26 protein-coding genes are annotated in these 25,423 nt (G+C 68.9%); 18 read left to right on the top strand and 8 right to left on the bottom strand.

All coding sequences use genetic code 11. The features are described from left to right. Positions 1–92 precede the first annotated feature (92 nt). Together EPAKOI_RS02610 and EPAKOI_RS02605 are read left to right on the top strand one after the other, a co-directional pair. Positions 93–1,202 carry a LysR family transcriptional regulator gene (locus EPAKOI_RS02610; RefSeq protein WP_423192885.1) on the top strand — a complete coding sequence of 370 codons (1,110 nt, stop codon included), beginning with the start codon at positions 93–95 and terminating at the stop codon, positions 1,200–1,202. Further along, positions 1,199–2,071, top strand: a complete 873-nt coding sequence (locus EPAKOI_RS02605) for a DMT family transporter (RefSeq protein WP_124682321.1) — start codon at positions 1,199–1,201, stop codon at positions 2,069–2,071. The genes EPAKOI_RS02610 and EPAKOI_RS02605 overlap by 4 nt, the downstream gene beginning before the upstream one ends. A 75-nt stretch (positions 2,072–2,146) precedes the next feature. On the opposite strand, the gene sodB is transcribed toward EPAKOI_RS02605, so the two are convergent. Next, a complete protein-coding gene (gene sodB, locus EPAKOI_RS02600; RefSeq protein WP_124682322.1) occupies positions 2,147–2,725 on the bottom strand; it encodes a superoxide dismutase [Fe] in 579 nt (192 codons plus the stop codon). Between the two features lie 171 nt (positions 2,726–2,896). Next, on the bottom strand, positions 2,897–4,282 hold the full coding sequence (gene xseA / locus EPAKOI_RS02595) for an exodeoxyribonuclease VII large subunit (protein ID WP_124682323.1): 1,386 nt from the start codon (positions 4,280–4,282) through the stop codon (positions 2,897–2,899). Between the two features lie 1,033 nt (positions 4,283–5,315). Between xseA and EPAKOI_RS02590 the strand changes: the two genes are divergently transcribed. The 7 genes from EPAKOI_RS02590 to EPAKOI_RS02560 all read left to right on the top strand — a co-directional run bounded on the left by EPAKOI_RS02590 (position 5,316) and on the right by EPAKOI_RS02560 (position 10,593). Beyond that, positions 5,316–5,936 (top strand): MotA/TolQ/ExbB proton channel family protein, encoded by a 621-nt coding sequence (locus EPAKOI_RS02590; RefSeq protein ID WP_124682324.1) that lies wholly within the window; start codon positions 5,316–5,318, stop codon positions 5,934–5,936. 18 nt (positions 5,937–5,954) lie between these two features. Continuing rightward, positions 5,955–6,386 (top strand): ExbD/TolR family protein, encoded by a 432-nt coding sequence (locus EPAKOI_RS02585; protein WP_124682325.1) that lies wholly within the window; start codon positions 5,955–5,957, stop codon positions 6,384–6,386. A 120-nt stretch (positions 6,387–6,506) separates the two neighbouring features. Then, entirely contained in the window at positions 6,507–7,628 is a 1,122-nt protein-coding gene (lpxK, locus tag EPAKOI_RS02580; RefSeq protein ID WP_423192884.1) for a tetraacyldisaccharide 4'-kinase, read from the top strand. Then, positions 7,609–7,809: a Trm112 family protein gene (locus tag EPAKOI_RS02575; RefSeq protein WP_101680194.1), complete on the top strand. Its 201-nt coding sequence runs from the start codon at positions 7,609–7,611 to the stop codon at positions 7,807–7,809. The genes lpxK and EPAKOI_RS02575 overlap by 20 nt, the downstream gene beginning before the upstream one ends. 44 nt (positions 7,810–7,853) lie before the next feature. After that, complete coding sequence (gene kdsB, locus EPAKOI_RS02570) at positions 7,854–8,663, top strand: 3-deoxy-manno-octulosonate cytidylyltransferase (protein ID WP_313835413.1); 810 nt, start codon at positions 7,854–7,856, stop codon at positions 8,661–8,663. A gap of 334 nt (positions 8,664–8,997) precedes the next feature. Beyond that, positions 8,998–9,663 (top strand): adenylate kinase, encoded by a 666-nt coding sequence (adk, locus tag EPAKOI_RS02565; protein WP_124682328.1) that lies wholly within the window; start codon positions 8,998–9,000, stop codon positions 9,661–9,663. 171 nt (positions 9,664–9,834) lie between these two features. Continuing rightward, on the top strand, positions 9,835–10,593 hold the full coding sequence (locus tag EPAKOI_RS02560; protein WP_124682329.1) for a 3-hydroxyacyl-CoA dehydrogenase: 759 nt from the start codon (positions 9,835–9,837) through the stop codon (positions 10,591–10,593). Between the two features lie 27 nt (positions 10,594–10,620). Here the strand turns inward: EPAKOI_RS02560 and EPAKOI_RS02555 are convergent, their stop codons facing one another. Next, positions 10,621–11,523 carry a LysR family transcriptional regulator gene (locus tag EPAKOI_RS02555; protein WP_423192883.1) on the bottom strand — a complete coding sequence of 301 codons (903 nt, stop codon included), beginning with the start codon at positions 11,521–11,523 and terminating at the stop codon, positions 10,621–10,623. 94 nt (positions 11,524–11,617) lie between these two features. Here EPAKOI_RS02555 and EPAKOI_RS02550 point away from each other — a divergent pair, with 94 nt between their 5' ends. Next, positions 11,618–12,643, top strand: coding sequence for a bile acid:sodium symporter family protein (locus EPAKOI_RS02550; RefSeq protein WP_313835412.1), 1,026 nt, complete (start codon positions 11,618–11,620; stop codon positions 12,641–12,643). 73 nt (positions 12,644–12,716) lie between these two features. On the opposite strand, the gene EPAKOI_RS02545 is transcribed toward EPAKOI_RS02550, so the two are convergent. Both EPAKOI_RS02545 and tsaE read right to left on the bottom strand, forming a co-directional pair. Then, positions 12,717–14,219, bottom strand: a complete 1,503-nt coding sequence (locus tag EPAKOI_RS02545; protein ID WP_124682332.1) for an N-acetylmuramoyl-L-alanine amidase — start codon at positions 14,217–14,219, stop codon at positions 12,717–12,719. Next, on the bottom strand, positions 14,213–14,758 hold the full coding sequence (gene tsaE, locus EPAKOI_RS02540) for a tRNA (adenosine(37)-N6)-threonylcarbamoyltransferase complex ATPase subunit type 1 TsaE (RefSeq protein WP_423192882.1): 546 nt from the start codon (positions 14,756–14,758) through the stop codon (positions 14,213–14,215). Before tsaE ends, EPAKOI_RS02545 begins: the two co-directional genes overlap by 7 nt. A gap of 16 nt (positions 14,759–14,774) precedes the next feature. Here tsaE and queG point away from each other — a divergent pair, with 16 nt between their 5' ends. Further along, on the top strand, positions 14,775–15,974 hold the full coding sequence (gene queG / locus EPAKOI_RS02535) for a tRNA epoxyqueuosine(34) reductase QueG (protein ID WP_423192881.1): 1,200 nt from the start codon (positions 14,775–14,777) through the stop codon (positions 15,972–15,974). 4 nt (positions 15,975–15,978) lie between these two features. Here the strand turns inward: queG and EPAKOI_RS02530 are convergent, their stop codons facing one another. After that, positions 15,979–16,872 carry an AEC family transporter gene (locus tag EPAKOI_RS02530; RefSeq protein WP_423192880.1) on the bottom strand — a complete coding sequence of 298 codons (894 nt, stop codon included), beginning with the start codon at positions 16,870–16,872 and terminating at the stop codon, positions 15,979–15,981. A 163-nt stretch (positions 16,873–17,035) separates the two neighbouring features. On the opposite strand from EPAKOI_RS02530, the gene EPAKOI_RS02525 reads away from it, so the two are divergent. The 6 genes from EPAKOI_RS02525 to plsY all read left to right on the top strand — a co-directional run bounded on the left by EPAKOI_RS02525 (position 17,036) and on the right by plsY (position 21,498). Further along, entirely contained in the window at positions 17,036–17,653 is a 618-nt protein-coding gene (locus EPAKOI_RS02525; RefSeq protein ID WP_423192879.1) for a chalcone isomerase family protein, read from the top strand. Between the two features lie 96 nt (positions 17,654–17,749). Continuing rightward, positions 17,750–18,730 (top strand): tripartite tricarboxylate transporter substrate binding protein BugE, encoded by a 981-nt coding sequence (locus EPAKOI_RS02520; RefSeq protein ID WP_124682337.1) that lies wholly within the window; start codon positions 17,750–17,752, stop codon positions 18,728–18,730. Positions 18,731–18,885: 155 nt separating this feature from the next. Further along, entirely contained in the window at positions 18,886–19,365 is a 480-nt protein-coding gene (locus EPAKOI_RS02515; RefSeq protein WP_423192878.1) for a methylated-DNA--[protein]-cysteine S-methyltransferase, read from the top strand. Continuing rightward, positions 19,362–20,270, top strand: coding sequence for a site-specific tyrosine recombinase XerD (gene xerD / locus EPAKOI_RS02510; protein ID WP_423192877.1), 909 nt, complete (start codon positions 19,362–19,364; stop codon positions 20,268–20,270). The genes EPAKOI_RS02515 and xerD overlap by 4 nt, the downstream gene beginning before the upstream one ends. A gap of 22 nt (positions 20,271–20,292) precedes the next feature. Then, positions 20,293–20,784, top strand: coding sequence for a Cys-tRNA(Pro) deacylase (gene ybaK / locus EPAKOI_RS02505; RefSeq protein WP_313835406.1), 492 nt, complete (start codon positions 20,293–20,295; stop codon positions 20,782–20,784). Between the two features lie 105 nt (positions 20,785–20,889). Then, a complete protein-coding gene (gene plsY / locus EPAKOI_RS02500; RefSeq protein WP_423192876.1) occupies positions 20,890–21,498 on the top strand; it encodes a glycerol-3-phosphate 1-O-acyltransferase PlsY in 609 nt (202 codons plus the stop codon). A 97-nt stretch (positions 21,499–21,595) separates the two neighbouring features. Here the strand turns inward: plsY and EPAKOI_RS02495 are convergent, their stop codons facing one another. After that, complete coding sequence (locus tag EPAKOI_RS02495; protein WP_124682342.1) at positions 21,596–22,879, bottom strand: ATP-binding protein; 1,284 nt, start codon at positions 22,877–22,879, stop codon at positions 21,596–21,598. A 9-nt stretch (positions 22,880–22,888) separates the two neighbouring features. Continuing rightward, the gene (locus EPAKOI_RS02490; RefSeq protein ID WP_124682343.1) at positions 22,889–23,623 is read right to left on the bottom strand and encodes a response regulator; all 735 of its coding nucleotides are present in this window, start codon (positions 23,621–23,623) and stop codon (positions 22,889–22,891) included. 400 nt (positions 23,624–24,023) lie between these two features. On the opposite strand from EPAKOI_RS02490, the gene EPAKOI_RS02485 reads away from it, so the two are divergent. Next, positions 24,024–25,409 (top strand): MdtA/MuxA family multidrug efflux RND transporter periplasmic adaptor subunit, encoded by a 1,386-nt coding sequence (locus tag EPAKOI_RS02485; protein WP_423192875.1) that lies wholly within the window; start codon positions 24,024–24,026, stop codon positions 25,407–25,409. Positions 25,410–25,423 lie beyond the last annotated feature (14 nt).

Below are 25,423 nucleotides of genomic sequence, written 5' to 3'. Positions count from 1 at the left end.
CACACGCCGCCAAGCCGCGGGCCACGCCCGCAAGACTCGCTTACAGGGCATTGCCGCGACGGACGGCGCCCGATTGCATCAGGGGAAGGAATATGGGATCGACACACACCACACCACCGGAATCACAGGACTTACCGGATTCACCGGAGGCAGCGGAACCGGCGCCGTCGCCTGACGCGGCGGACCGCAGTTTCCGGCTCAGCCTGCCGAACCACGCCGACGCGCTGTCGACCAGTTTCGCCGCCAGCTACGCCGGCATCATGGCGTTCATGGCCGTGGCCAGCGAGGGCAGCTTTGCCAAGGCCGGCGAGCGGCTCGGCATCGGCCGCTCGGCCGTCAGCCGCAACGTGCAGAAGCTGGAAACCCAGCTCAGCACACGGCTGTTCCTGCGCACCACGCGCAGCACGCAGCTCACGCGCGAGGGCCAGCGCTTCTTCGACAACTGCCACCAGGGCGTAACGCACATCGTCGAGGCGATGAACGACATGCTGGAGCTGCGCCAGGGCCCGCCGCGCGGGCTGGTGCGCATCAGCTCGACGGTGGGCTTCGGCCGCAAGGTGGTGGCGCCGCTGCTGGACAAGTTCGTCAAGGTCTACCCGGACATCGCCATCGACCTGCTGCTCGACGACCGGCCCACCGACTTTGCGTCCGAGCAGATCGACGTGGCGTTCCGCAACGGCCGCATCGAGGACTCCAGCATCATCGCCAAGCAGCTGATACCGATGCAGATGGCGCTGTGCGCGGCGCCGTCGTACGTGGCCACCCACGGGCTGCCGCAGACGCTGGACGAACTGGCGCAGCACGAATGCATCAACTTCCGCTTCTCCAGCGGGCGCATCTTCGAATGGGAGTTCAAGGTGGACGGCGTGGTGCGCAAGTACATGCCCCGGGCGCGGATGACGTTCAACGACGCCGACCTGGTGCTGCACGCGGTGCTGGAAGGCTGGGGCATCGCCCAGATGGCCGGCTACCAGATCTGCCAGCCGCTGGCGGACCAACAGCTCGTGGTGGCGCTGCGCCGGCACGCGCCCGACGACCGCGGCCACTACATCTGCTACCTGAGCCGCCAGCACCTGCCCACGCGCATCCGCGTGTTCATCGACTTCATGACCGACCACATCCGCGCCATGCGGCTGAACTGCCTGACCGATTTCAACCTGCTGGCCGACGAAGACACGGCCGCCCCCGGAGTACTCGCATGACCCTGGCCGCATGGCTCGGCGCCGCTGGCGCCATCGTTCTCTGGGCGTCGTTCGCGACGCTGGTGTCCCGCGCGCCCGACGTGCCGCCGCTGCTGCTGACCGGCCTGGCCCTGTGCGCGGGCAGCCTCACCTGCGTGCACCGCCTGCGCGACTGGCGCGTGCCGCTGCGCACGCTGGCCTTCGGCGTGGCGTGCCTGTTCGTCTACAACGCGGGGCTGGTGATGGCGTTCCGGCTGGCGCCGATCGCCGAGGCCAACCTGATCAACTACCTGTGGCCGCTGATCCTGGTGCTGCTCGGCACGCCGGTCTGGCGCGGCGCCGATGGCGTGGCGAAGATCGCCGGTGCGCTGCTGGGGTTCGGCGGCTGCATCGTGGCGATCCTGTCCGGGCCGGGCGGCGTCGCGTTCAGCCCCGCGTACGCGGCCGGCTACGCGATGGCGCTGCTGGCCGCCGTGGTCTGGGCCGTCTACTCGCTGGGCGCCCGCTGGCTGCCGCCGTTCTCGTCGTGGGCCGTCGGCGGCTTCTGCCTGGGCGCCGGGCTGCTGGCCATCGCCAGCCATCTGGTGCTGGAACCGCCGGCCGCCCTGCCGCTGGCAAGCCTGGGCTGGGTGCTGGCCATCGGCCTGGGCCCGCTCGGCATCGCGTTCGTGCTGTGGGACTACGCCATGCGGCACGGCAACGCGGCGCAGATCGGCGTCCTGGGCTACGGCACCCCGGTACTGTCGATGCTGGGCCTGGCGCTGGCCGGCCACGTCAGGGACCGCGACTGGTCGATGGTCTTCCTGGCCTGCACGCTGATCGTGGCCGGCGTGGCGCTGGCGTCGACGGGCGCGGTGGCGTGGCGGCGGCGGTTGCGGCAGGTGTCCTGAGGGGCGGATCGGCGGGGCTGCGCAATGCAAAAAGCCCCGGCTGGCCGGGGCTTTCGTGCTGGGCTACAGGTTCGCTCAGGCGAAGTTCTTCGCGGCGAAGTCCCAGTTCACGACGTTCCAGAATGCCTCGACGTACTTCGGGCGGGCATTGCGGTAGTCGATGTAGTAGGCGTGTTCCCACACGTCGCAGGTCAGCAGGGCCTTGGCGTCGGTGGTCAGCGGGGTGGCGGCGTTCGAGGTGGACACCAGGTCCAGCGAGCCGTCGGCCTTCTTGACCAGCCAGGCCCAGCCCGAACCGAAGGTGCCCACGGCCACCTTCGTGAATTCTTCCTTGAACTTGTCGAACGAACCCCACTTGGCGTTGATCGCGTCGGCCAGGGCGCCGGTCGGCTGGCCGCCGCCGTTCGGCTTCATCGATTCCCAGTAGAACGTGTGGTTCCACACCTGGGCCGCGTTGTTGAAGATGCCGCCCGACGACTTCTTGACGATCTCTTCCAGCGACGCGTTCTCGAACTCGGTGCCCTTGATCAGGTTGTTCAGGTTCGTGACGTAGGTCTGGTGATGCTTGTCATGATGGAACTCCAGGGTCTCCTTGGAGATGTGCGGAGCCAGGGCATCATGCGCGTACGGGAGCGGGGGGAGCTTGTGTTCCATTGTTCTGTCTCGGTTTTGGGTGGGGAGAACGGACGATTGTAGGTGACTTGCCAGACCCGCGCAAACGGCCCCGGAAAGCCCCCTGCCCTCATGTTAGTTTCCCCGGCAGCGGGCCGGGGAAGCGCCTGGGGTCGACTGAGAATCAGTCGCAGCGGGGCGCGTCGCGGGGCATCAGAATGTCGCCAGCTTGGCCTGCACGCCGGCGATTTCCACGTCGGCGGTACCGTCTGCCAGATGGGCCTCGACGATGCTGCCCGGGCGCAGTTCGTGCGGCGAGCGCAGCGCCCGGCCGCGCGCATCGAGCAGCACGGCGTAGCCGCGTTCCAGCGTGCGCTGGGGCGCCAGCAGCTCCAGCGCGCCGGCCGCGCGCGCCAGCCGCTGGGTGTCGCGCTCGTGGCGCCGCTCCAGCGCCATGTCCATGCGCGCGGCAAGGCGGTCCAGCGTCTGCTGTTGCAGGGCGGCGTCCGGCTTGCAGGCGCGCCAGCGCATCGCCAGCACGTCGTGGCGGTGGCGCTGCGCCGACACCGTGTCGCGCAATGCCGCCCGCAGGTGTCGCGCCAGATTGTCGACGTGCGCCCGGCGCTCCTGCAACTGGGCCTGCGGGCTGCGCAACTGGCGCGTCAGCCATTGCAGGTGCTGCGCGCGGCGGGCGAGCTGGCGGTCCATGCATTGCGCCAGCGCGTCGCGGGCGCGGCGGGCGGCCTGCAGCAGGTGGTCGCGGTCGGGGCTGACCAGCTCGGCGGCACCGGTGGGCGTCGGCGCGCGCACGTCGGCCACGAAATCGGCAATCGTCACATCGGTCTCGTGGCCCACGCCGGCCACCACGGGCACACGGCTGCGGGCGATGGCGTGGGCCACCACTTCCTCGTTGAACGACCACAGGTCCTCTATGCTGCCGCCGCCGCGGCACAGGATCAGCACGTCGCATTCGGCCCGCTCGCTGGCCACGTCGAGCATCGCCGCGATCTTGTCGGCGGCACCGGCGCCCTGCACCGGCACCGGATAGACGATGACCGGCACGTGCGGCGCGCGCCGCCGCAGCGTGGTCAGCACGTCGCGCATGGCCGCCGCCTGCAGCGACGTGACCACGCCGATCGTGCGCGGATGGCGCGGAATCGGCCGCTTGCGTGCGCTATCGAACAGACCGGCCTGCGCGAGTTTGTCCTTGAGCCGCAGGAACGCCTCGTAGAGGTTGCCCAGGCCGGCGCGGCGCATGGCTTCCACGCCAAGCTGCAACTCGCCGCGCGCCTCGTACATCGACACCACGGCGCGCACCTCCACGGCCTCGCCCTCGCGCGGCGTGAAGTCGACATGCTGGTTGCGGCCGCGGAACATCACGCAGCGGATTTGTGCGCGGGCGTCTTTCAGCGAGAAATACCAGTGGCCACTGGCCGCGCGCGTGAAGTTCGAGATTTCGCCCCGCACCCACGCCAGCGGAAAGCTGCGTTCGAGCACGCCGGCGATGGCATGGTTCAGTTCGCTGACCGGGATCACGTCGCGCGTGCGCGAAGGCGCCTGGGACGGCGCAAAACGCGAAAGGTTCTCGTTCTCTGGCATGGGGCACGGCCGCGCAGGCGGCGTGGGATGGACATGTCCACAGCATAACCGCTATGTCAAGAGGCATCGCGCGGTGCACACGGCCGGCCCCGGAATCCGCATGAATCCGTACAAGCCTTTGATTCTGTTGAAGATTCGCCCCGGTCCAAAAAACAGGCAATGTAAGAGAAAACCTTACGCGTCAACGACTTACCAAAATCCGGGGACGCTTGTTCACAAAGTTATCCACAGAAGCTTTGGATAATGGATTTGTCAAGCGTCGGATCTGTGGACAACGTATACGTGACAGGCCAGAGCCGGCTGTGGTAACGGCCAGTGGCCCCCGATTGTCGACCGCGACGCACAAGGCACGTGAGCCCACGTTTGCACAAAATTTAGGCAGAAACGTATACGTCGTTATGGATCAACGGGTTAGCCCGCTTCTCCCCGGTTTATCCACAACCGATCCACAATTCTTTCCTGCCCCGGTGTGGAAAGCGTCGCCCCGCCAGCAGGCTGTCTGGCACCCGGATCGCGGCGTGCGGTTGCACAATAATTAGGCACGGAACAGCTTTTCCTTTCGGATCAACGGTTTACGTGCAGTCTTCAAAGGCTTTCCACAGCCCGTCCACAGCCGTGTCCCGTGCGGATGTGGAAAGCTGCCCCGCCAAGGGGCCGGGAGCGCCCGCAGGGCGTACGCAAACCCTGTTCGGCAAGGAAAGCGGGCGCCACATGGCCGCTTTGCCCTGCTTGCCCAAAAAACAGGCAATCGACCCGAGGCCCTTTGCAATCAACGGTTTACGCGACCTTTCCGAAGGCTGTCCACAACCGGTCCACAATCCTGTCCCGGTTATGTGTGGAAAGCCGCAGACAGCGGCCGGTGTGCGTGGCTTGCCGCGCTGGCGGCGGGCGGGTTAGAGTGGCGCCTGCAATTTTTCGAGCATCGCCGGTGCGGCGCGCGTTGGGCGCGACCCGCATCAAAGGCTGCCGCGTCGTTCGTGCTTCAAGCCGTCCATTTCGGGTCTGTCGTCTACGTAGAATTTCGGGGGTCCACGTGTTTTCCATCATTCAAGCGGCCGGCTGGCCGATCTGGCCGCTGCTGCTGGCCTCGGTCATCGCGCTGGCGCTGATCGTCGAACGCTTCATCTCCCTCAAGCGCAGCAAGATCCTGCCGCCGCGGCTGTACGAGGAGGCGCTTTCCGCCGCCCAGCAGCGCAAGGCCACGCCCGAGGTGGTCAACACGCTCGAAAAGAATTCACCGCTGGGCCGCGTGCTGGCCGCCGGCCTGCGCCACGTGGTGCTGCAGCCGCAGACGTCGCGCGACGCCGCCAAGGATGTGGTGGAAGAAGCCGGCCGGGTGGTGGCGCACGACCTGGAGCGCTACCTGAACGCGCTGGGCACGATCGCGTCGGTGGCGCCGCTGATGGGCCTGCTGGGCACCGTGATCGGCATGATCGAGATCTTCGGCAGCCAGGGCGGCACCGGCGCCAACCCCGAACAGCTGGCGCACGGCATCTCGGTGGCGCTCTACAACACGGCCTTCGGCCTGATCGTGGCGATTCCGGCCCTGATCTTCTGGCGCTACTTCCGCCGGCTCGTGGACGACTACGTGGCCGAGCTGGAATTCCGCGCCACCGCGTTCCTGGACGCCATCCTGCCGCAGCGGCGGGCCTGACGCGGCCGGGAGCACGCCATGCGTTTCCGTTCCCGCCAGCGGCGCGAGGAGCCCGAGATCAACCTGATCCCGCTCATCGACGTGCTGCTCGTGATCCTGATCTTCCTGATGATCACGACCACGTACTCGCGCTTCACCGAGCTGCAGATCCAGCTACCCACCGCCGATGCCGACCGCGCGCAGCAGCATCCGACCGAGATCGTCGTCTCGGTATCGGCGCGCGGCGTCTATTCCGTCAACAAGCAGGTGCTGGAGCAGAAGGACGTGACCAGCCTGGCCGACCAGCTGCGCAGCGCCGCCGGCCCGGCCGGCAGCGGCCAGCAGCCCGTGGTGATCGTCAATGCCGACGCCCAGGCCACCCACCAGGCCGTGATCAACGTGATGGAGGCCGCGCGCGTGGCCGGCCTGTCGCGGCTGACCTTCGCCACGCAGAGTTCACAGCCGCGCTAGCCGGCGGCCAGGGCCGGCGCCACGCTTGGGCGCGTGCGCCGCGCCATGCATAATGTCCGCATTCGGCCGGCGCCGCCCATCCAGCCCTGGACGGCGGCCCGGCCTGCTTCCCTCCCTTTCATGCCCGCACCCCGACACGCCCTTGCCGACTTCGTCACCGCCCAGTGGCAGCGCCGCGGCTGGTTTGCCTGGCTGATGTGGCCGCTGTCGCTGCTGTTCGGCCTAATGGCGCGCATCCGCCGCCATGGCTACCAGCGCGGCTGGTTCCAGTCCACGCGGCTGCCGATGCCGGTGATCGTCGTCGGCAACGTCACCGTGGGCGGCACCGGCAAGACGCCCGCCGTCATCGCGCTGGCCCATGCGCTGTCGGAAGCGGGCCTGCGCCCGGGCGTGGTCTCGCGCGGCTACGGGGTGACGCTCACGCATCCGCGCCGGGTCAAGCCGACGTCCAAGGCGGCCGACGTGGGCGACGAGCCGCTGCTGATAGCGCGCGCCACCGACGTGCCGGTCTGGGTCTTTCCGGACCGGGCGCTGTGCGCGCAGACCATGCTGGTGTCGCATCCGGGCGTCAACGTGCTGCTGCTCGACGATGGATTGCAGCACTACCGGCTGCAGCGCGACTTCGAGATCGTCATGTTCGACGCGCGCATGGGCGGCAACGGCATGCTGCTGCCGGCCGGGCCGCTGCGCGAGCCGCTGGACCGCCCGCGCGACGCCACGCTGATCAACGACCCGCACTTCCGCGCCACGCCCGACAAGCCCGACGTCTACGGCATGCGGCTGGAACTGGCCGATGCCTGGCAGCTTGCCGACCCCACGATGGCACGCCCGGTGGCGCGGTTCGCGGGCCAGCGCGTGCTGGCCGCGGCCGGCATCGGCAATCCGGAACGCTTCTTCGCCAGCCTGCGCGCGGCGGGCCTGACGTCGATCGCCACGCTGCCGCTGCCGGACCACTACGACTTTGCCGCCGACCCGTTCGCGGACAACGACGCCGCGCTGCATGCCGACGTGATCCTGATCACCGAGAAGGATGCCGTAAAATGCGAGCGCTTTGACGACCCGAGGATCTGGGTCGTCCCCACCACGCCCGTGATCGACGCGGGCCTGATCGATAAAATCCGCCGCGCCGTGCTGGCGCGCAACCCGGCCGTCGCCACGCCCGTCACCACGGGACAATCCGCCGCCAGCGGCACGACGACCGGCCTCGACAAGGAACACCAGGATGGACAACCGGCTGCTTGAAATCCTCGTCTGCCCGCTCTGCAAGGGCAAGCTGGAATACGACCGCGCCGCCCAGGAACTGATCTGCCACGCCGACAAGCTGGCCTATCCGATCCGCGACGGCATTCCGGTCATGCTGGCCGACGAGGCCCGCCAGTCGGTGCCCGGCCGCGTGGTGCCCGTGGAGCCGTCCGGCAACTGAGCCCGCGCCCCCCGCCCCTTCCGTCTTCCGCCCTCCCGCGCATCATGAGCATTCCCGCATTCACCGTCGTCATTCCGGCGCGGCTGGCCTCCACGCGGCTGCCGAACAAGCCGCTGGCCGACATCGGCGGCCATCCGATGGTCGTCCGCGTGGCCGAGCGGGCGCACGCGTCGTCGGCCCGGCGCACCGTGGTGGCCACCGACGCCCCCGAGGTGGCCGCGGCCTGCGCGGCGCATGCCGTCGAGGCCGTCATCACGCGGGCCGATCACCCCTCGGGCACCGATCGCCTGTCGGAAGTTGCCACGCTGCTCGGGCTCGATGACGACGCCATCGTGGTCAACGTGCAGGGCGACGAGCCGCTGATCGATCCGAACCTGATCGACGCCGTGGCGCTGCACCTGGCCGCGCACCCGGACTGCGCCATCGCCACCGCCGCGCATCCGCTGGACGACGTGGCCGAGGTCTTCAATCCCAACGTGGTGAAGGTGGTGTGCGACAACGCGGGCCGGGCGCTGTATTTCTCGCGCGCGCCGATCCCGTGGGCGCGCGACGCCTGGTCGGCGGTGCCCACGCAGCCGGCCGCGTCGGCCAGCGTGCCGCTGCCGGACATGCCCGTGCTGCGCCATATCGGCCTGTACGCCTACCGCGCGGGCTTCCTGCGCCGCTTCCCGACGCTGGCGATCTCGCCGGTGGAACAGGTGGAGGCGCTGGAACAGCTGCGCGCGATGTGGCATGGCGAGCGCATCGGCGTGATGGTCACCGCCGCCGCCCCGGCACCGGGCGTGGACACCCCGGCCGACCTGGAACGCGTGCGCGCGCTATGGACGCAGGGCATGGCGCAGGAAGGCCCCTGACGGCGGCTGCCGTAGACCCCGGTTTCACGCCGGGGTTCATACTGCTGCAACCTGGACGAAGGCCGAACCGGCATCGCCCGTGGCATAATGCCTGCCGATACAGAGCCCGCAGACCGTGAGAGGCACGGCTGCAAAGGCTCGGTGGGGAGATAGAGAGATCGAGCCAGCCCGGATGCGCGTTGCCGCCGCGCCGGGCGCCGCATGAGCGGACGCCGGCACATGCCTGGGCACGCGCCCTACGGCACGCACCGCGTAAGTCCCGCGTCAAGTTGCGGCGGTACCCTCCTTCCATACCCCCCGCCAGACCGAATTCAAATACCTTGAGGACCCGTAAATGCGTTTGATCCTGTTGGGCGCGCCTGGCGCCGGCAAAGGCACGCAAGCCAAGTTCATCTGCGAGAAGTTCGGTATTCCGCAGATCTCCACCGGCGACATGCTGCGCGCCGCTGTGAAGGCCGGCACGCCGCTGGGCATCGAAGCCAAGAAAGTGATGGACGCGGGCGGTCTGGTGTCCGATGACATCATTATCGGCCTGGTGAAGGACCGCCTTAAGCAGCCCGACTGCGAAAAGGGCTACCTGTTCGACGGCTTTCCGCGCACGATCCCGCAGGCCGAGGCCATGAAGGAAGCCGGCGTGGCCATCGACTACGTGCTGGAGATCGACGTGCCGTTCGACGCGATCATCGAGCGCATGAGCGGCCGCCGCGTGCATGTGGCGTCGGGCCGCACGTACCACGTCCGCTACAACCCGCCCAAGGTGGAAAACGTCGACGACGAGACCGGCGAGCCGCTGATCCAGCGCGACGACGACAAGGAAGAGACCGTGCGCAAGCGCCTGGACGTCTACTCGCAGCAGACGCGCCCGCTGGTGGACTACTACTCGGGCTGGGCCGCCAAGGGCGACGCCTCGGCCAAGGTGGCGCCGCCGCAGTACCGCAAGATCTCGGGCGTCGGCGACGTCGACAAGATCACCGCCAGCGTGTTCGAGGCGCTGAAGTAATCCCGGCGCATCCCCGCCCGTGACAAACGGCTCAGCTTCGGCTGGGCCGTTTTGCTTTCCGGCCGGGCTCCGTATCGATGCGGGTTCCGCCGCCCGGCGATTTACGTTAACGTAAACGGCATGCGATGCGGAACCCCCACAGCACGCAACAACGAACAAGGAGACGGACGGATGGACATCCAGGGCAACGTATTCATCGTGACCGGTGGCGCCTCGGGGCTGGGCGAAGGCACGGCGCGGATGCTGGCCAAGGCCGGCGGCAAGGTGGTCATCGCCGACCTGAACGAGGCGGCCGGCACGGCGCTGGCGCAGGAACTGGGCGGCCAGTTCGTCCGGTGCGATGTCAGCGCCGAGGCCGACGGCCAGGCGGCAGTGGACGCGGCCGTGAAGCTGGGCCGGCTGGCCGGGCTGGTCAATTGCGCGGGCATTGCCGTGGCGTCGAAGACGGTGGGCAAGAACGGCCCGCACCCGCTGGACGCGTTCGAGAAGACGATCCGCGTGAACCTGATCGGCACGTTCAACATGATCCGGCTGGCGGCGGCGGCCATGGTGCAGAACACGCCCGACGCCGAGGGCGAGCGCGGCGTGATCATCAATACCGCGTCGGTGGCTGCGTTCGATGGGCAGATCGGCCAGGCCGCCTATGCGGCGTCGAAAGGTGGCGTGGTCGGCATGACGCTGGCCATCGCCCGCGACCTGGCCCGCGACGGCGTGCGCTGCATGACCATCGCGCCGGGCCTGTTCGAGACGCCGATGCTGCTGGGCATGCCGCCCGAAGTGCAGGACGCGCTGGGCAAGATGGTGCCGTTCCCGCCGCGCCTGGGCCGCCCGGCCGAGTTTGCGCGGCTGGCGCAGGCCATCATCGGCAATACGATGATGAACGGCGAGGTCATCCGCCTGGACGGCGCGATCCGGATGCAGCCGAAGTAAGCCTGGATACCGCCGGGAACGGGCTGATCAGCCCGCCGCCTCGGCGGGGATCGGCAGGTTCCGGACCAGCTCCCAGACCGCCGCGGCGGCCGGCGACAGCGAGCGGTCCTCGCGGCGGACCATGACGATGCTGCGCTCCTCGCGCGGCGTCAGCGGGCGGGGCACCAGCGGCGACGCTTCCGGCAGCGGCAGCGAGAACGACGGCAGCACCGACGCCCCGATGCCCGCCTCCACCATGCCGAACACGCTGGCCGAGTGGCCCAGCTCCTGCACCACCTGCGGCGCCACGCCGTGGCGCGCCAGAATCCGGTCGATCAGCGGCCGGCTGCCCGACGCAAAGTCCAGCAGCACCAGCCGCTCGCCATGCAGCGCGCTCCACGGCACCGATTCGGCCTGCGCCAGCGGATGGTCGCGCCGGCAGACGAAGCAGAACGGATCGGTCGCCAGCGGCGCGATGGTCAGCCCCTCGCGCGCCAGCGGATCGATCAGCACCCCGAAGTCCACCGCGCCGGCCCGGATCTGCTCCAGGCCGTCGGCCTGGACGTTGTCGCGCACGAACAGCCGGATCTCCGGGTACTGGCTGGCGCAGGCCGACACGTACAGCGGCATCAGCCGCGCCGAGATCGTCGGCGCACTGGCTATCACCACCCTCCCCCGATAGCGCTCGCCTAATTGGCGGGTTTCTTCGAGCGTGTCATCGAGCTGGCCCAAAAGTCGCTCCAGTGCCGGAACGAGCGCGGTGCCGGCATCGGTCAGCACCACCTCGCGGGTCGTGCGATCGAGCAGCCGGACGCCCAGCGCGTCTTCCAGCTCAGCCACACCACGGCTCACGGCCGGCTGGGTGAGTCCCACGGCATCCGCCGCCCGGCTGAAGCTGCCGTGCGCCGCCACCGCCAGGAAGACCCTTAATTGCCGCAGTGTGTAATTCATGCAACGAAGCGATAGATGGATGCAATAAATGAATTTGCATTCTAAGCAAGACAAGCGTCCAATACCAAGCGGAAACCCTTAAGCACTATCCCCGATGTCTGCCCTCCTAGCTCCTTTCAAGAAAGCCTACGACCTGATCGACGGGTTCGTTCTGATCATGCTGTGCGCCATCGCCGTGGCGCTGCTCGCGCCCGAGATCGGCGCCGGCGACGGCCCGCTCCACCTCGGCATCGTCACCAACCTGGGTGTCGCGCTGGTCTTCTTCCTGCACGGCGCCGCGCTGTCGCGCGAAAAGCTGGTGGCCGGGGCCAAGCACTGGCGGCTGCACACGTTCGTGCAGGCGTTCACCTATGTGGTGTTCCCGATCGTGGGTGCACTGCTGATGCTGTCGCTGCGCAACACGCTGCCGCCGGAGTTGCTGCTGGGCGTGTTCTACCTGTGCGCGCTGCCGTCCACGGTGTCGTCGTCGGTCGCCATGACGTCGATGGCGCGCGGCAATGTGCCCGGCGCCATCTTCAACGCCACCATCTCGGGCCTGATCGGCATGGCGCTGACTCCGCTGCTGATGGGCCTGGTGATCAGCGCCAGCGGCGCGTCGATGCCGCTGGGCCGCGCGCTGATGGGCGTGGCGCTGCAACTGCTGCTGCCGTTCGCGCTGGGCCAGGCGTTCCGGCCGCTGATCGGCAACTGGCTGGCCAGGAAGAAGCAGATCACCAACAAGATCGACCGCGGCGTGATCGTGCTGATCGTGTATTCGTCGTTTTGCGATGCCACCGCTGCCGGCCTGTGGCATCAGTATTCGTGGCAGACCATTGGCGCCGTGATGGGCATCGCCGCCATCCTGCTGTTCGTGATCCTGGGCACGACCACGTTCACGGCGCGCCGGCTGGGCTTCTCGGTGGAAGACGAGATCACGGCGGTGTTCTGCGGCTCCAAGAAGAGCCTGGCCAACGGCATCCCGATGGCCAAGATCCTGTTCGCCGGCCACCCGGCGCTGGGCCTGCTGGTGCTGCCGCTGATGGTCTACCACCAGCTCCAGCTGATCGTCTGCTCGGTGCTGGCCGCCCGCTACGCCAGCCGCGACGACGTGAAGGAAGCCCGCAACACGGTACGGGCCTGAGCGGTCCTGCCCATGAAAAAACCGGCGCCCAGGCGCCGGTTTTTGTTTGGTGGTGCGGGTGTTGTGGCGCCGCCTACACCGACGGATTCCGCGACAGCGGCGGGTTCTTGGCGAAGTACGCCTTGATGCCGCGCAGGATGGCGTTGGCCAGTTGCTCCTGGTGGGCGTCGTCGTTGAGCTTGCGCTCTTCCTCGGGGTTCGAGATGAAGGCGGTCTCGATCAGGATCGACGGAATGTCCGGCGCCTTGAGCACCGCAAACCCGGCCTGTTCGACGCTGCCCTTGTGCAGCTTGTTGATACCGCCGATCTCGGCCAGCACCGACTTGCCCACCTGCATGCTGTCGTTGATCTGGGCCGTGGTCGACAGGTCCAGCAGCACGCGCGACACCTGGGCGTCCTTGTTGCCCATGTTGGTGCCGCCGATCAGGTCGGCGTTGTTTTCCTTGTTGGCCAGCCAGCGCGCGGCGGAGCTCGACGCGCCGCGCTCGGACAGCGCGAAGACCGACGCCCCGCGCGCCTCGGGCGAGACGAATGCGTCGGCGTGGATCGACACGAACAGGTCCGCCTGCACGCGCCGGGCCTTCTGCACGCGCACGTTCAGCGGCACGAAGAAGTCCGAGTCGCGCGTCATCATCGCGCGCATGTTCGGTTCGTTGTCGATCTTCTTGCGCAGCCGGGTGGCAATCTGCAGCACCACGTCCTTCTCGCGCGATCCGGCCGCGCCGATGGCGCCGGGGTCCTCGCCGCCGTGGCCGGGGTCCAGCGCCACGGTCAGCAGCCGGCGCATCTTGAACTGGCTGGGCGGCGGCACGTTGGTCTGGGCCAGCGGCGGCGGCGCGGGCGGCGCGGACGGCTTGTCCGGTGCCGACGGCTTCGGCCTCACGGTCGCCACCACGGGCGGCGGCGCGGTGGTGGCCGGGGGCAACTGGTCGCGGTCCTCGAACTTGCGCACGATGGCGCCGATGGCATCTTCCTCGGCCCCGGCGGGCGCGCCCGCGATGGCGGCGTCGGTGCCCGCGGGCGGCGGATTCGACGCAAAGCGGCGCTGCTTGTCCTCGGTGTCGCGCACGAGCTTCCAGAGCGGGTCGGGCGGATTCACCGGATACAGGTCGAACACGAGCCGGTTCTTGTACTCGGCGATCGGCAGCAGCGTGAACACCTGCGGCGAGACGTCTTCCTTCAGGTCGAACACCATCCGCACCACGCGCGGCCGGTTCTGGCCCACGCGCACCGACTGGATGTATGGGTCGTTCGGCGTGATCTTGGCCACCAGCTCGCGCAGCGTTGGCGACAGGTCGAGCCCGTCGATGTCGACCACCAGCCGGTCCGGGTTGCGGATCATCTGGTGCACGGCCACGAGCTTCTCGTCGGACTCGATGGTGACCCGGGTGTAGTCCTCGGCCGGCCAGACGCGCACGGCCACGATGCCGGCGCCGAACGCGATCTGCGGGCCCGCGAGCGACAGGACGACCGTTCCGGCGCCCACCTTCAGGGCCTGCGCCATCCATTTCCGGCGGGCCTGCAGCAGGCCGTCGGGTCCATCGGGTCGGTCAGTGGCAAGTCGCTTGATCAGCATGCGTTCAGCAGGATAAGTCCAGTGGGAGTATAGGCGCGCAACGTCGCCGTGCGGCGATCCGCGTCGTCATCGGCACCGTTATCGGCACGATTGTCGCCAGAATGCAGCACGCGGCTGTCCGGTTGGAGCCACACGTGCAGGTCCGGTTCCCCGAGCAGGCGCCCGGCCTTCTCGGGCCATTCCACCAGGTTGAAGGCCGGCTCGGCAAAACAGTCCCGGAAACCGGCGTCGATCCACTCCTCGGGATCGGCAAAGCGGTACAGGTCGAAGTGGTAGACGGTCAGCGCCGAGCCATCGGCGCGCTGCACCGGATACGGCTCGCACAGCGTGTAGGTGGGGCTGCGGACCTTGCCGGCGTGGCCCAGCGCGCGCAGCACGGCCCGGGACAGCGTGGTCTTGCCGGCGCCCAGGTCGCCGGAAAGCTGCACGTGCACCGTGCGCGGCGGCATGGCGCGCACGGCCCCGGCCAGCGCGGCGCCCAGCCGGCCGGTGGCAGCTTCGTCGGGCAGCGGGAGGATGCGTTCTTCAAGCAGGGGCATTGCGTACAATTCAGGGATGATCGACCGTGCAGTGCCCGCCCCCACCCCGCCGAGCCGCGGGAATCCGCCCGCGCAAGACGCCGTCCCGACGCCCGCCGCCACCGCCCCCGTCATCGGGCAGGCGGCGCTTGACTCGCTCGCGGTGGCGTTGCGCGGGTGGGGACGCGAGCTGGGTTTCGACGAGATCCGGGTGGCCGACGTCGACCTGCGGCACGCCGAGGCGGGCCTGCTCGCGTGGTTGCAGGCGGGCTGCCACGGCGACATGGATTATATGGCGAACCACGGCACACGGCGCGCGCGGCCGCATGAACTGGTGCCGGGCACGGTGCGCGCCATCGTCGCACGGATGCCCTATCTGCCGGCCGACGGCCCCGCCGACTGGCGGCGCCACGAGCTGGCCCGGCTGGACGATCCGGCCACGGCCGTCGTCTCGCTGTACGCGCGCGGCCGGGACTACCACAAGGTGCTGCGCAACCGGCTGCAGCAACTGGCGGCCCGCATCGAGACCGAGATCGGCAGGTTCGGGTATCGCGTGTTCACCGACTCGGCGCCGGTGATGGAGGTGGCGCTGGCCAGCCAGGGCGGGCTGGGCTGGCGCGGCAAGCATACGCTGCTGCTGGACCGCGACGGCGGGTCGATGTTCTTCCTGGGCGAGATCCTGGTCGATATCCCGCTGCCGGCGGACCCGGCCGAAGCCCCGCACTGCGGAAGCTGCCGCCGCTGCATCGATATCTGCCCCACCGGCGCCATCCTGGAGCCATACCGGCTGGACGCGCGCCGCTGCATCTCGTACCTGACCATCGAGCACAAGGGGCCGATTCCCGAGCCGCTGCGCGCGCCGATGGGCAACCGCGTCTATGGCTGCGACGACTGCCAGCTGGCCTGCCCGTGGAACAAGTTCGCGCACCGTGCCACGCTGCCCGATTTCGACGTGCGCAACGGCTTTGACGCGCCGGACATGGTCGACCTGTTCGGCTGGACGGAAGCCGAGTTCAACCAGCGGCTGGAAGGCAGCCCGATCCGGCGCATCGGCCACGAACGCTGGCTGCGCAACCTGGCCGTGGGGCTGGGCAACAGCCTGCGGCGGGCGGCGGCGGACGATCCGGCGCTGGCCGCGCGCATCCGCGCCGCGCTGCGGGCCTGCCAGGACACGGCCACGCCGCTGGTGCGCGAGCATGTCGACTGGGCGCTGGCCCAGGACCCCGCCGCAGACTGATCGACTAGCTGACCAGCGAGAGCCAGACCGGCGTGGTAACCACGGCCGCGACGGTCATCGCCGAGATGGTGGCCGCCACCATCGGCCCGTTGCCGCCCATGCGCACGGCCAGGATGTAGGCGCTGGACGCGGTCGGCAGCGCGGCGTAGACCACCACGATCTCGTACTGCAGCGTGGTCAGCGGCAGGTGGCGCCCGGCCAGCCAGGCGAAGCACGGCATGGCCAGCAGCTTGACGGCCGTCCACCACGCCATCGGCCCCACTGCCCCCGTGGCGCCGCTCAGTTGCAGCCCGGCGCCCACCGTCATCAGGCCCAGCGCCGTGGACGCCGAGCCCAGCCGGCCCAGCGTCATGCCGACCACCTCGGGCGGATGCAGGCCCAGCAGGTTGGTCGCCAGCCCGATGGCCGTGGCAAGGATCAGCGGGTTGCGCGCCAGTTCGCGCAGCAGCCGGGCCTCGCCCTGCCGGGCCAGCGCCCAGACCGCCGCCACGTTGCAGATGGGCACGGTGATGCCGACCACCAGCGCCATTAGCGCCAGCCCCTCGCCACCGCCGATGCGGGACGCCAGCGCCAGGCCGATATAGGAATTGAAACGGAAGGCGGTCTGGAAGCCCGAGGCGAAGTCCACGGGGTCAGGCCGCAGGACAAACCGGACCAGGAAGCCGGTGACCATACCGAAGGCCATCGTGGCCAGCGCCAGGCCCAGCATGGCCGAGGTGGAGGAGAAATCGAACCGCGCACTGTTGGTCGACTGCAACAGCAGCGCGGGAAACAGGACGAAATAGACCAGGCGCTCGACGCCAGCCCAGAACGTGCGGTCAAACGGGGTATATCGGACCAGCAGCCAGCCGATCAGGATCAGGCTGAAGTCCGGCACGAGCAGCAGGGCGGCAGACATGTCTCGAATGTTGTCGTTATCGTCCGGCCCGACGGCAGGCTTCGTCAAAAGTGAAGCCTAGGGCAGATACGGATGGGTATTTTTTCAGATTTCATGCACGATGGCACGCTGAATTTGCCTTGCCCTCGGTTTTGCACCGCCCGCCGCAACCGCCTGTCGCACCATGAAGTCCGAGCCGTCTTCGTCCCGCCGCGCCCTGCTTTCCCGCCGCCTTGCCGTCTCGCTGTGCGCGTCGCTGGCGTTCGGCCTGCTGCTGCCGGCGGCATCGGCCATGGAGATCGAGGGCGTGCGGTTCGACGACATGGCGCGCCTGGGCGGCAAGCAGTTGCCGCTGAACGGCACCGGGCTGCGGCAGGTGTTCGTGATCAAGGGCTACGCGGCGGCGCTGTACCTGCCCGAGCGGGCGCGCAACGCCACGGTGGCGCTGGGGTCCCCCGGGCCGAAGCGGCTACAGATCCGGCCGCTGCGCGAGGTGGAATCGGCCCAGTTCGTGAAGGCCCTCAACGAAGGGCTGCGCGAGAACCATTCCGAGCTGCAGTTGCAGCTTCTGTCAGACCGGGTGCTGCTGCTGGAACGCACGATGACCCAGTTGGGCACGGCGCAGCGCGGCGACATCATCAATTTCGACTTCACCCCCGATGGCGGCACCGCGGTCACGCTGAACGGCATTCCGCGCGGCCAGGCCATCCCGGGCGATGATTTCTATCAGGCCGTGCTGCGGATCTTCCTGGGCGAACACCCGGTGGACCGCAACCTGAAGCGCGGCCTGCTGGGCGGCTGATCCAAGCACGCCGGCGCCTCACGCCATCCGTGGCGCCGGTGATTCATGACCTCCCCGGGCGACCTGCCCGGCTTTTACGACGGGAGACCCTCATCCATGCAAGCTGTAAAGACCGCACTGACCCTGGCCATCGCGGCCACCGCGTCCGTGGCATCGATTGCGCACGCGCAGAGCAACTACCCTAGCAAGCCCATCCGCCTGATCATCCCGTTCGCGCCGGGCGGCACGACCGACATCGTCGGCCGCGGCGTGGCCGACCAGATGAGCCGCATCCTGGGCCAGCCGGTGGTGGTGGAAAACCGCGCCGGCGGGGGCGGCTCGATTGGCGCCGACGCCATCGCCAAGTCGGCCCCGGACGGCTACACGATCGGCATCTCCACGGTGTCGACCATGGCCGTCAACCCGGCCTGCAACCCCAAGCTGTCGTACGACCCGATCAAGGACTTCAAGCCCATCGCCAACGTGGCGAACGTGGCCAACGTGATCGCGGTGAACCCGAGCTTCCCGGCCAAGGACTACAAGGAATTCCTGGCCGTGCTGAAGGCCAATCCGGGCAAGTACTCGTACGCGTCGTCGGGCACCTGCGGCTTCGGCCACATGCTGGGCGAGCAGTTCAAGGTGTCGACCAAGACCTTCATGGTCCACATTCCGTACCGTGGCGCGGGCCCGGCGCTGAACGACGTGCTGGCCGGCCAGGTGCCGATCATGGTCGACAACCTGCCGTCGTCGATGCCGTACATCAAGGCCGGCAAGCTGCGCCCGATCGTGGTGGCCTGGAACAAGCGCGTGGAGGGCCTGCCCAACGTGCCGACCTTTGGCGAAATGGGCCTGAAGGAGCCGAACGACCCGGCCTGGTACGGCCTGGTGGCCCCGGCCGGCACGCCTGACGACGTGATCGCCAAGCTGAACGGCGCCGTGGTCAAGGCGCTGCAGGACAAGGGCTTTGTCGACCGCCTGCAGGCTGCCGGCGCCGAGCCGTCGGGCAACACCCCGGCCCAGCACGCCGCCGAGATCAAGAAGGAATTCGACAAGATGAAGAACCTGGTCAAGGTGCAGAACATCAAGCTGGAGCAGTAAGCCAGCGGCGGATGCACCCGCCCGCCGACGACAAAAACCACCGCGTGCCGGTGGTTTTTCTTTTCCGGGCGGCGGGCTGGCGGCGAGGGTCCTGGCGCCGGCCCGCCAGAATCGGCATAAAATCGGGGCCTCGCCTTCGTTCCTGCCCCGCCGCCATGCCACGTCCCTTCGATGCCGTCCTGCCCGCGCCCTTCGGCAAGGTCGGCGTGCGCGTCGAGGGCGGGCAGGTGCAGGAAATCGTCTACCTGCCCGAATCGTTCGCCGACATCGCCCCGGCCGACGCGCTGACCCGCCAGGTTGCCGCCCAGCTAAACGCCTACTACGCCAACCCTGACGTCGTGTTTGACCTGCCGCTGGCCACGCGCGGCACCGACTTCCAGCGCAAGGTCTGGCAGGCGATCAGCGCCATCCCGCGCGGCGGGCTGACCACCTACGGCACCATCGCGCGCGGGCTGCAGAGCATGCCGCGCGCCGTGGGCCAGGCGTGCGGCCAGAACTGGTTTCCGATCGTGATCCCGTGCCACCGCGTGGTGGCCGCCAACGGGCTGGGCGGCTTTGCCCACCATGGCGAGGAAGGCTTCCACCTGGGCGTCAAGCGCTGGCTGCTGCGGCACGAAGGGGCGATGCTGCTATGAGCGCCACGCTGGACGAGGACCTGGCGCTGATCGACCGGTTCTGCGACGCCCTGTGGCTGGAAGACGGCCTGTCGCGCAACACCATCGACGCCTACCGCCGCGACCTGGCGCTGCTGGCGCGCTGGCTGCACGAGACCGGCACCTGCGCGCTGCTGGCCGTGGACGATACGGCGCTGTCGGGCTACTTCTCGGCGCGCCATACGGAAACGCGCGCGTCGTCGGCCAACCGGCGGCTCACCGTATTCCGCCGCTTCTACCAGTGGGCGCTGCGCGAGCACATGATCGAGGCCGACCCCTGCCTGCTGCTGCGGCCGGCCAAGCAGCCGCCGCGCTTTCCGAAGACGCTGTCCGAGGCGCAGGTGGAAGCCCTGCTCGAAGCGCCCGACACCGGCACGCCGCTGGGCCTGCGCGACCGCACGATGCTGGAGCTGATGTACGCGAGCGGCCTGCGAGTCTCCGAACTCACCGGCATGAAGACGATCGAGATCGGCCTGAACGAGGGCGTGGCGCGCGTGGTGGGCGGCAAGGGCAACAAGGAGCGGCTGGTGCCGTTCGGCGCCCAGGCTGGCGACTGGCTGCGCCAGTACCTGGCCGAGGGCCGTCCGGCGCTGCTGGCCGGCCGCGCCAGCGACGCGCTGTTCGTGACCCAGCGCGGCGAGGGCATGACGCGCCAGGCGTTCTGGCACCTCATCAAGAAGCACGCGCGCGACGCCGGCATCCATGCGCCGCTGTCGCCGCACACGCTGCGGCACGCGTTTGCCACGCACCTGCTCAACCACGGCGCCGACCTGCGCGTGGTGCAGCTGCTGCTGGGCCACGCCGACATCTCCACGACGCAGATCTACACGCACGTGGCGCGCGAGCGCCTGCGAGAGCTGCACCTGCACCACCATCCGCGCGGCTGACGCCAGCGCGGGCTTGCATCCCATGAGCAAACAGAAACACGTCTCCGAGACCCCGGCCACGCAGTTGCTGCGCAAGCGCGGCGTGGCCTTCGGCGAGCATCCCTACGACTATGTCGACCACGGCGGCACCGGCGAATCGGCGCGCCAGCTTGGCGTGCCCGAGCACAACGTGGTCAAGACGCTGGTCATGGAGGACGAGGCCGCCCGGCCGCTGATCGTGCTGATGCACGGCGACTGCTCGGTGTCGACCAAGAACCTGGCGCGCCAGATCGGCGCCAAGAGCGTTCAGCCGTGCAAGCCCGAGGTGGCGCAGCGGCACAGCGGCTACCTGGTGGGCGGCACGTCGCCGTTCGGCACGAAGAAGCGGATGCCGGTGTACGTGGAAGGCAGCGTGCTGGCGCTGGAGACGATCTATATCAATGGCGGGCGGCGCGGCTATCTGGTCAGCATCGCGCCGGCCGTGCTGACCGACGTGCTGGAAGCCAGCCCGGTGGCCTGCGCGCTGCCGGACTGAGCCCGATGGCCGGCCCGTGGCCCGTGGGGTAACCCCGGAGTCCACGGCCACGCTGCCGCGCTACAATCGCGCCAGCCTGAAATTCCTTGTCTTCATCACCCAACAATGGTCAACCTGATTTCTGCCGTCATCGCCTACCTGATCGGATCGGTGTCGTTCGCCGTCGTGGTCAGCAAGGTCATGGGCCTGCCCGACCCGCACAGCTACGGCTCGGGCAACCCCGGCGCCACCAATGTCCTGCGCACCGGCAACAAGAAGGCCGCCATCCTGACGCTGCTGGGCGACGGCCTGAAGGGCTACGTGGCGGTCATGCTGGCCCGGTACGTCGGCGCGCGCTACGGCATCGACGACACCGGCATCGCGCTGGCGGCACTGGCCGTGTTCCTGGGCCACCTGTTCCCGGTCTTCCACCGCTTCGCGGGCGGCAAGGGCGTGGCCACGGCGGCCGGCATCCTGTTCGCCATCGACCCGATCCTGGGCGCGGGCACGCTGGCCACGTGGCTGATCATCGCGTTCTTCTTCCGCTATTCGTCGCTGGCCGCGCTGGTGGCCGCGATCTTCGCGCCGTTCTTCTACGTGCTGACGTCCGGCGTGGACGTCATCGCCGGCGCCGTGCTGGTCATCAGCATCTTGCTGATCGCCCGCCACCGCGCCAACATCGCCAAGCTGCTGGCCGGCAAGGAAAGCCGGATCGGGGAGAAGAAGAAGGCTTGAGGGGACGGCCAGTCGCTGACTGGACGGCCGGCCCTCTCCTCCGACCCCTCTCCCGCGTGCGGGAGAGGGGCGCAAACCAGCGCAACATCTACGCGGCCTAGGCGGCCTGGGCCAGTGCCGTGAACGGGAACACCATTTCCACGCGCAGGCCGCCTTCCTCGCGGTTGCTGATGGTCAGGCGGCCGCCGCCCTGGCGGACCAGCCGGTCGACAATCGCCAGGCCCAGCCCCGAGTGGGCGTTGCCGCCACGGGCCGGGTCCAGCCGGACGAACGGCATGGTCACGCGCTCGATGGCTTCCGCCGGGATGCCCGGCCCCTGGTCTTCCACGGTCAGCCGCCAGCCCTCCTGGGTACGGGCCGTCGCCACGCACACGGGCGGCGCGCCGTACGCGTAGGCGTTGTCCACGAGGTTGCCGATGATGCGGTCCAGTTGCGTGGCGATCATCCGGAAACCGTCGCCGGCGGCCAGTTCCAGCACCACCTGACGGTCCTGCTCCTGCAGCGACGCGGCCAACTCACCGATGCGCTTGTCCACCGGCACCGGCCGGGCGGTGGGCTCGCTGCTCTGGGCGAAGCTCAGGAACTGCTCGACGATGGCCGACATCGAGTCGACGTCGCGCGTCACCCCGGCCGCCGCCTTGGGATCGGACAGCATCTCGGCGCGCAGCCGCAGCCGGGCCAGCGGGGTCTTCAGGTCGTGGGCGATGCCCGCCAGCATCGTGTTGCGTTCCTGGTCGATGCGGAACAGGTCGGCCACCATGCGATTGAAACGCTCGATCAACTGGCGCAGCTCGTGCGGCCCGCGCTCGCGCAGCGGCGGCACCACCTGCTGGCGCGACACCTTCTCGGCCGCCTCGGCCATGTCGCGCACCGGGCGCTGGATCTGCCACGCCACGAACAGCGCGAACACGATGGCCACGCCCACCACCAGCACCACGCCCGGCATCAGCCGGTTGTCGGGCGGCGGGTTGTGCACGAACAGGATCGGCATGGCGATCCAGCGGCTGCGGTTCGGCAGCTTGATCCAGAGCCGGGGCGTGGACAGCTCGTCCTCCAGCCGCACCTCGGACCCCGGCGGCAGGCGGCCCGTGAACTGCTCCACCAGCCGGCGCGGGCGGCCGGCCTTGGCCGGACCGGCGTGCTCGTCGGCGGCGGCCGTGTCCGCCACCTCCACCAGGCTGGGCAGCGGCACCGGCGGCCTGGCGTCCAGCGCGCGCTGGATGCTGTCGAGCTGGAACAGCATCTGTTCCACCGAATAGTCGATCTGCTGCTGGCGCCGGTCCATGCGCAGGATGGCCAGCCACGAGAAATGGCTGATCACCAGCACGGCGGCAATCAGCAGCGCCATCCGCCCGAACAGGGTATCGATTCTCAGCTTCATGCCAGGAAGTTATTGCGGGACGCTGTCTTCGGCCTCGTCCGGCACGAAGGTGTAGCCGCGGCCACGGACGGTCTGGATATAGCGCGGGCGCTGCGCGTCCTCGTCCAGCAGGCGGCGCAGGCGCCAGATCTGCACGTCGATGCCACGGTCGCTGATGCCGTTGGCGGTGCCGTACATCAGCTCCACGATCCGCTCGCGCGACAGCACCTCCAGCGGATGCATCAGCAGCAGCTTCAGCAGCGCGAACTCGGTGTCGCTGATGTTGACGGCCTGCCCGCTGCGTTCCAGCGAGCGCTGGCGGAAGTTCACGCGGAACGGGCCGAAGGCCACCGATTCGCGGTCCTCGGGCGCGGCGGCGGGCCGGGCCAGCTTGCGGCGCAGCACCGCGTTGATCCGCGCCAGCAGCTCGCGCGGCGAGAACGGCTTGCCCAGGTAGTCGTCGGCGCCAATCTCCAGCCCGACGATCCGGTCGATCTCGTCGCTCCGGGCGGTCAGCAGGATCACGGGGATGTCGTCGTTCTTGGCACGCAGGTTGCGAAGGGCCGTGAGGCCGTCGACCTTGGGCATCATCAGGTCCAGCACGATCAGGGCGGGGCGCTCGCGCTCCAGCCGGGCCTGCAGGCCGTCGCCGTCGTGCAGCACCGACACGGCAAAGCCTTGCGATGTCAGGTACTCGCGCAGCAGGTCGCGCAGTTCGGGGTCGTCGTCGACGACAAGGATCTGGGTGGGCTGGTTTGTACGCATAGGCACATGATAGTCAGGACCGGCATGCAACTTTGCAAACCGCGCCGGGCGTTTTGTTTCTGGAGGTTACACCCGCGCCGCCCGTAACCCGGTGTAATAAAAGCGGGAAGGCGCGAAATACGGGGGCTGACGGCTGCACATTATCCTTCAACCCGTGTCGCGCCCATGCCGGGCGCCATCCCATCCGACGGCGGGTCGCCCTGCCCCCGCGATGCGGCATACTTCTGCCACTTCGCCGTCACAACCGCTGTGCGATACGTTTGGCACGCGCCCCCTTTTTTCGTCGTGCCGGTTCCCAGGATTCCGTTCATGTCCAACCCACAACAAGGTCAGCCTCTCCCCCCCCACCCCGCCGCGCGGTCCGTCGCGCCCGCGCCGCCGCACCTGGATTGCCGCCGCCGTGATCGTCGTGCTGGCGGGTGCCGCCTGGTACTGGTACGGCCACCGCGCGGACACCCCGGCAGCCGGGGCCGCCGCCGGGGGCGCCAGTGGCGCGCCGGGCATGGGCGCGAGCCGGCGGGGGCCGGGCGGGGCGAACGCGATGCCGCGCTCGCCGGTGGTGGTCAGCACGGTCACCCGGCGCAACATGGACGTGGTGCTGAACGGGCTGGGCAACGTCACGCCGGTGGCCAACGTCACGGTGCGGGCTCAGGTGTCGGGACCGCTGCTCAAGGTGCTGTTCAAGGAAGGCCAGATGGTCAAGGCCGGCGACGTGCTGGCCGAGATCGATCCGCGCCCGTTCCAGGCCGCGCTGGACCAGGCCGTGGGCCAGCTTGCGCGCGACCAGGCGCTGCTGCAGAACGCCCGGCTGGACCAGCAGCGCTACAAGACGCTGCTGGCGCAGGATTCGATCTCGAAGCAGCAGGTGGACACCCAGGACGCGCTGGTGCGCCAGTACGAGGGCGCGGTCAAGACCGACCAGGGCAACGTCGACAACGCGCGGCTGAACCTGGGCTACACGCGGATCGTGGCGCCCACGTCGGGCCGCATCGGCCTGCGCCAGGTGGATCCGGGCAACATCGTCAACACCGGCGACACCAACGGCATCGCGCTGATCACGCAGATCCAGCCGATCACCGTGCTCTACACGATCCCCGAGGACAACCTGCCGTCGGTGCTCAGGAAGCTCAACGCCGGCGAGAAGCTGGCCGTCCAGGCCTGGGACCGCCAGATGCGCAACCAGCTTGCCGAAGGCACGCTGCTGACGACCGACAACCAGATCGACACCACCACCGGCACGGTCAAGCTCAAGGCGATCTTCCAGAACACCGACGGGATGCTGTTCCCGAACCAGTTCGTCAACGTGCGCACGCGCGTGGACACCATGGAGGACGCCACCGTGATCCCCGTGGCCGCCATCCAGCGTGGCCAGCAGGGCACCTTCGTCTACGTGGTGGGCGACGACAGCGCCGTGAAGGTCCAGGTGGTGACGCTGGGACCGACCGACGGCACCCGCACCGTCGTGCTGAAGGGCCTGGAGCCGGGCCAGCGCGTGGTCGTGGACGGCGCCGACCGGCTCAAGGAAGGCATGGTCGTGGAGGCGGTAGACCCGGCCGCCCGGGCCGCGCAGTTGCAGCCGTCCAGCGCGCCGCGCGCGCGGGGCCGGCGCGGCAACTGGGGCGGCGCCAGCGGTGCGCACGGGGCCAGCGCGGCGCATGGCGCGGCCAGCGATGCCGCCGGGCTGCCCGGCGAGCGCCGCCTGCGCGACGCCGACACCAATCCCAACCCGACCACGAACTCGCCGGCCAACCCGGGCGCCAGCGTCGGTCAGCGGCCGCAGCAGTAAGCGCAGGACGGGCA

The organism is Cupriavidus sp. H18C2 (assembly GCF_049393795.1).
Lineage (GTDB): Bacteria > Pseudomonadota > Gammaproteobacteria > Burkholderiales > Burkholderiaceae > Cupriavidus > Cupriavidus pauculus_C.
Note: the sequence above shows the minus strand (reverse complement) of the source record. Positions and strands in the feature narration are given on the sequence as shown.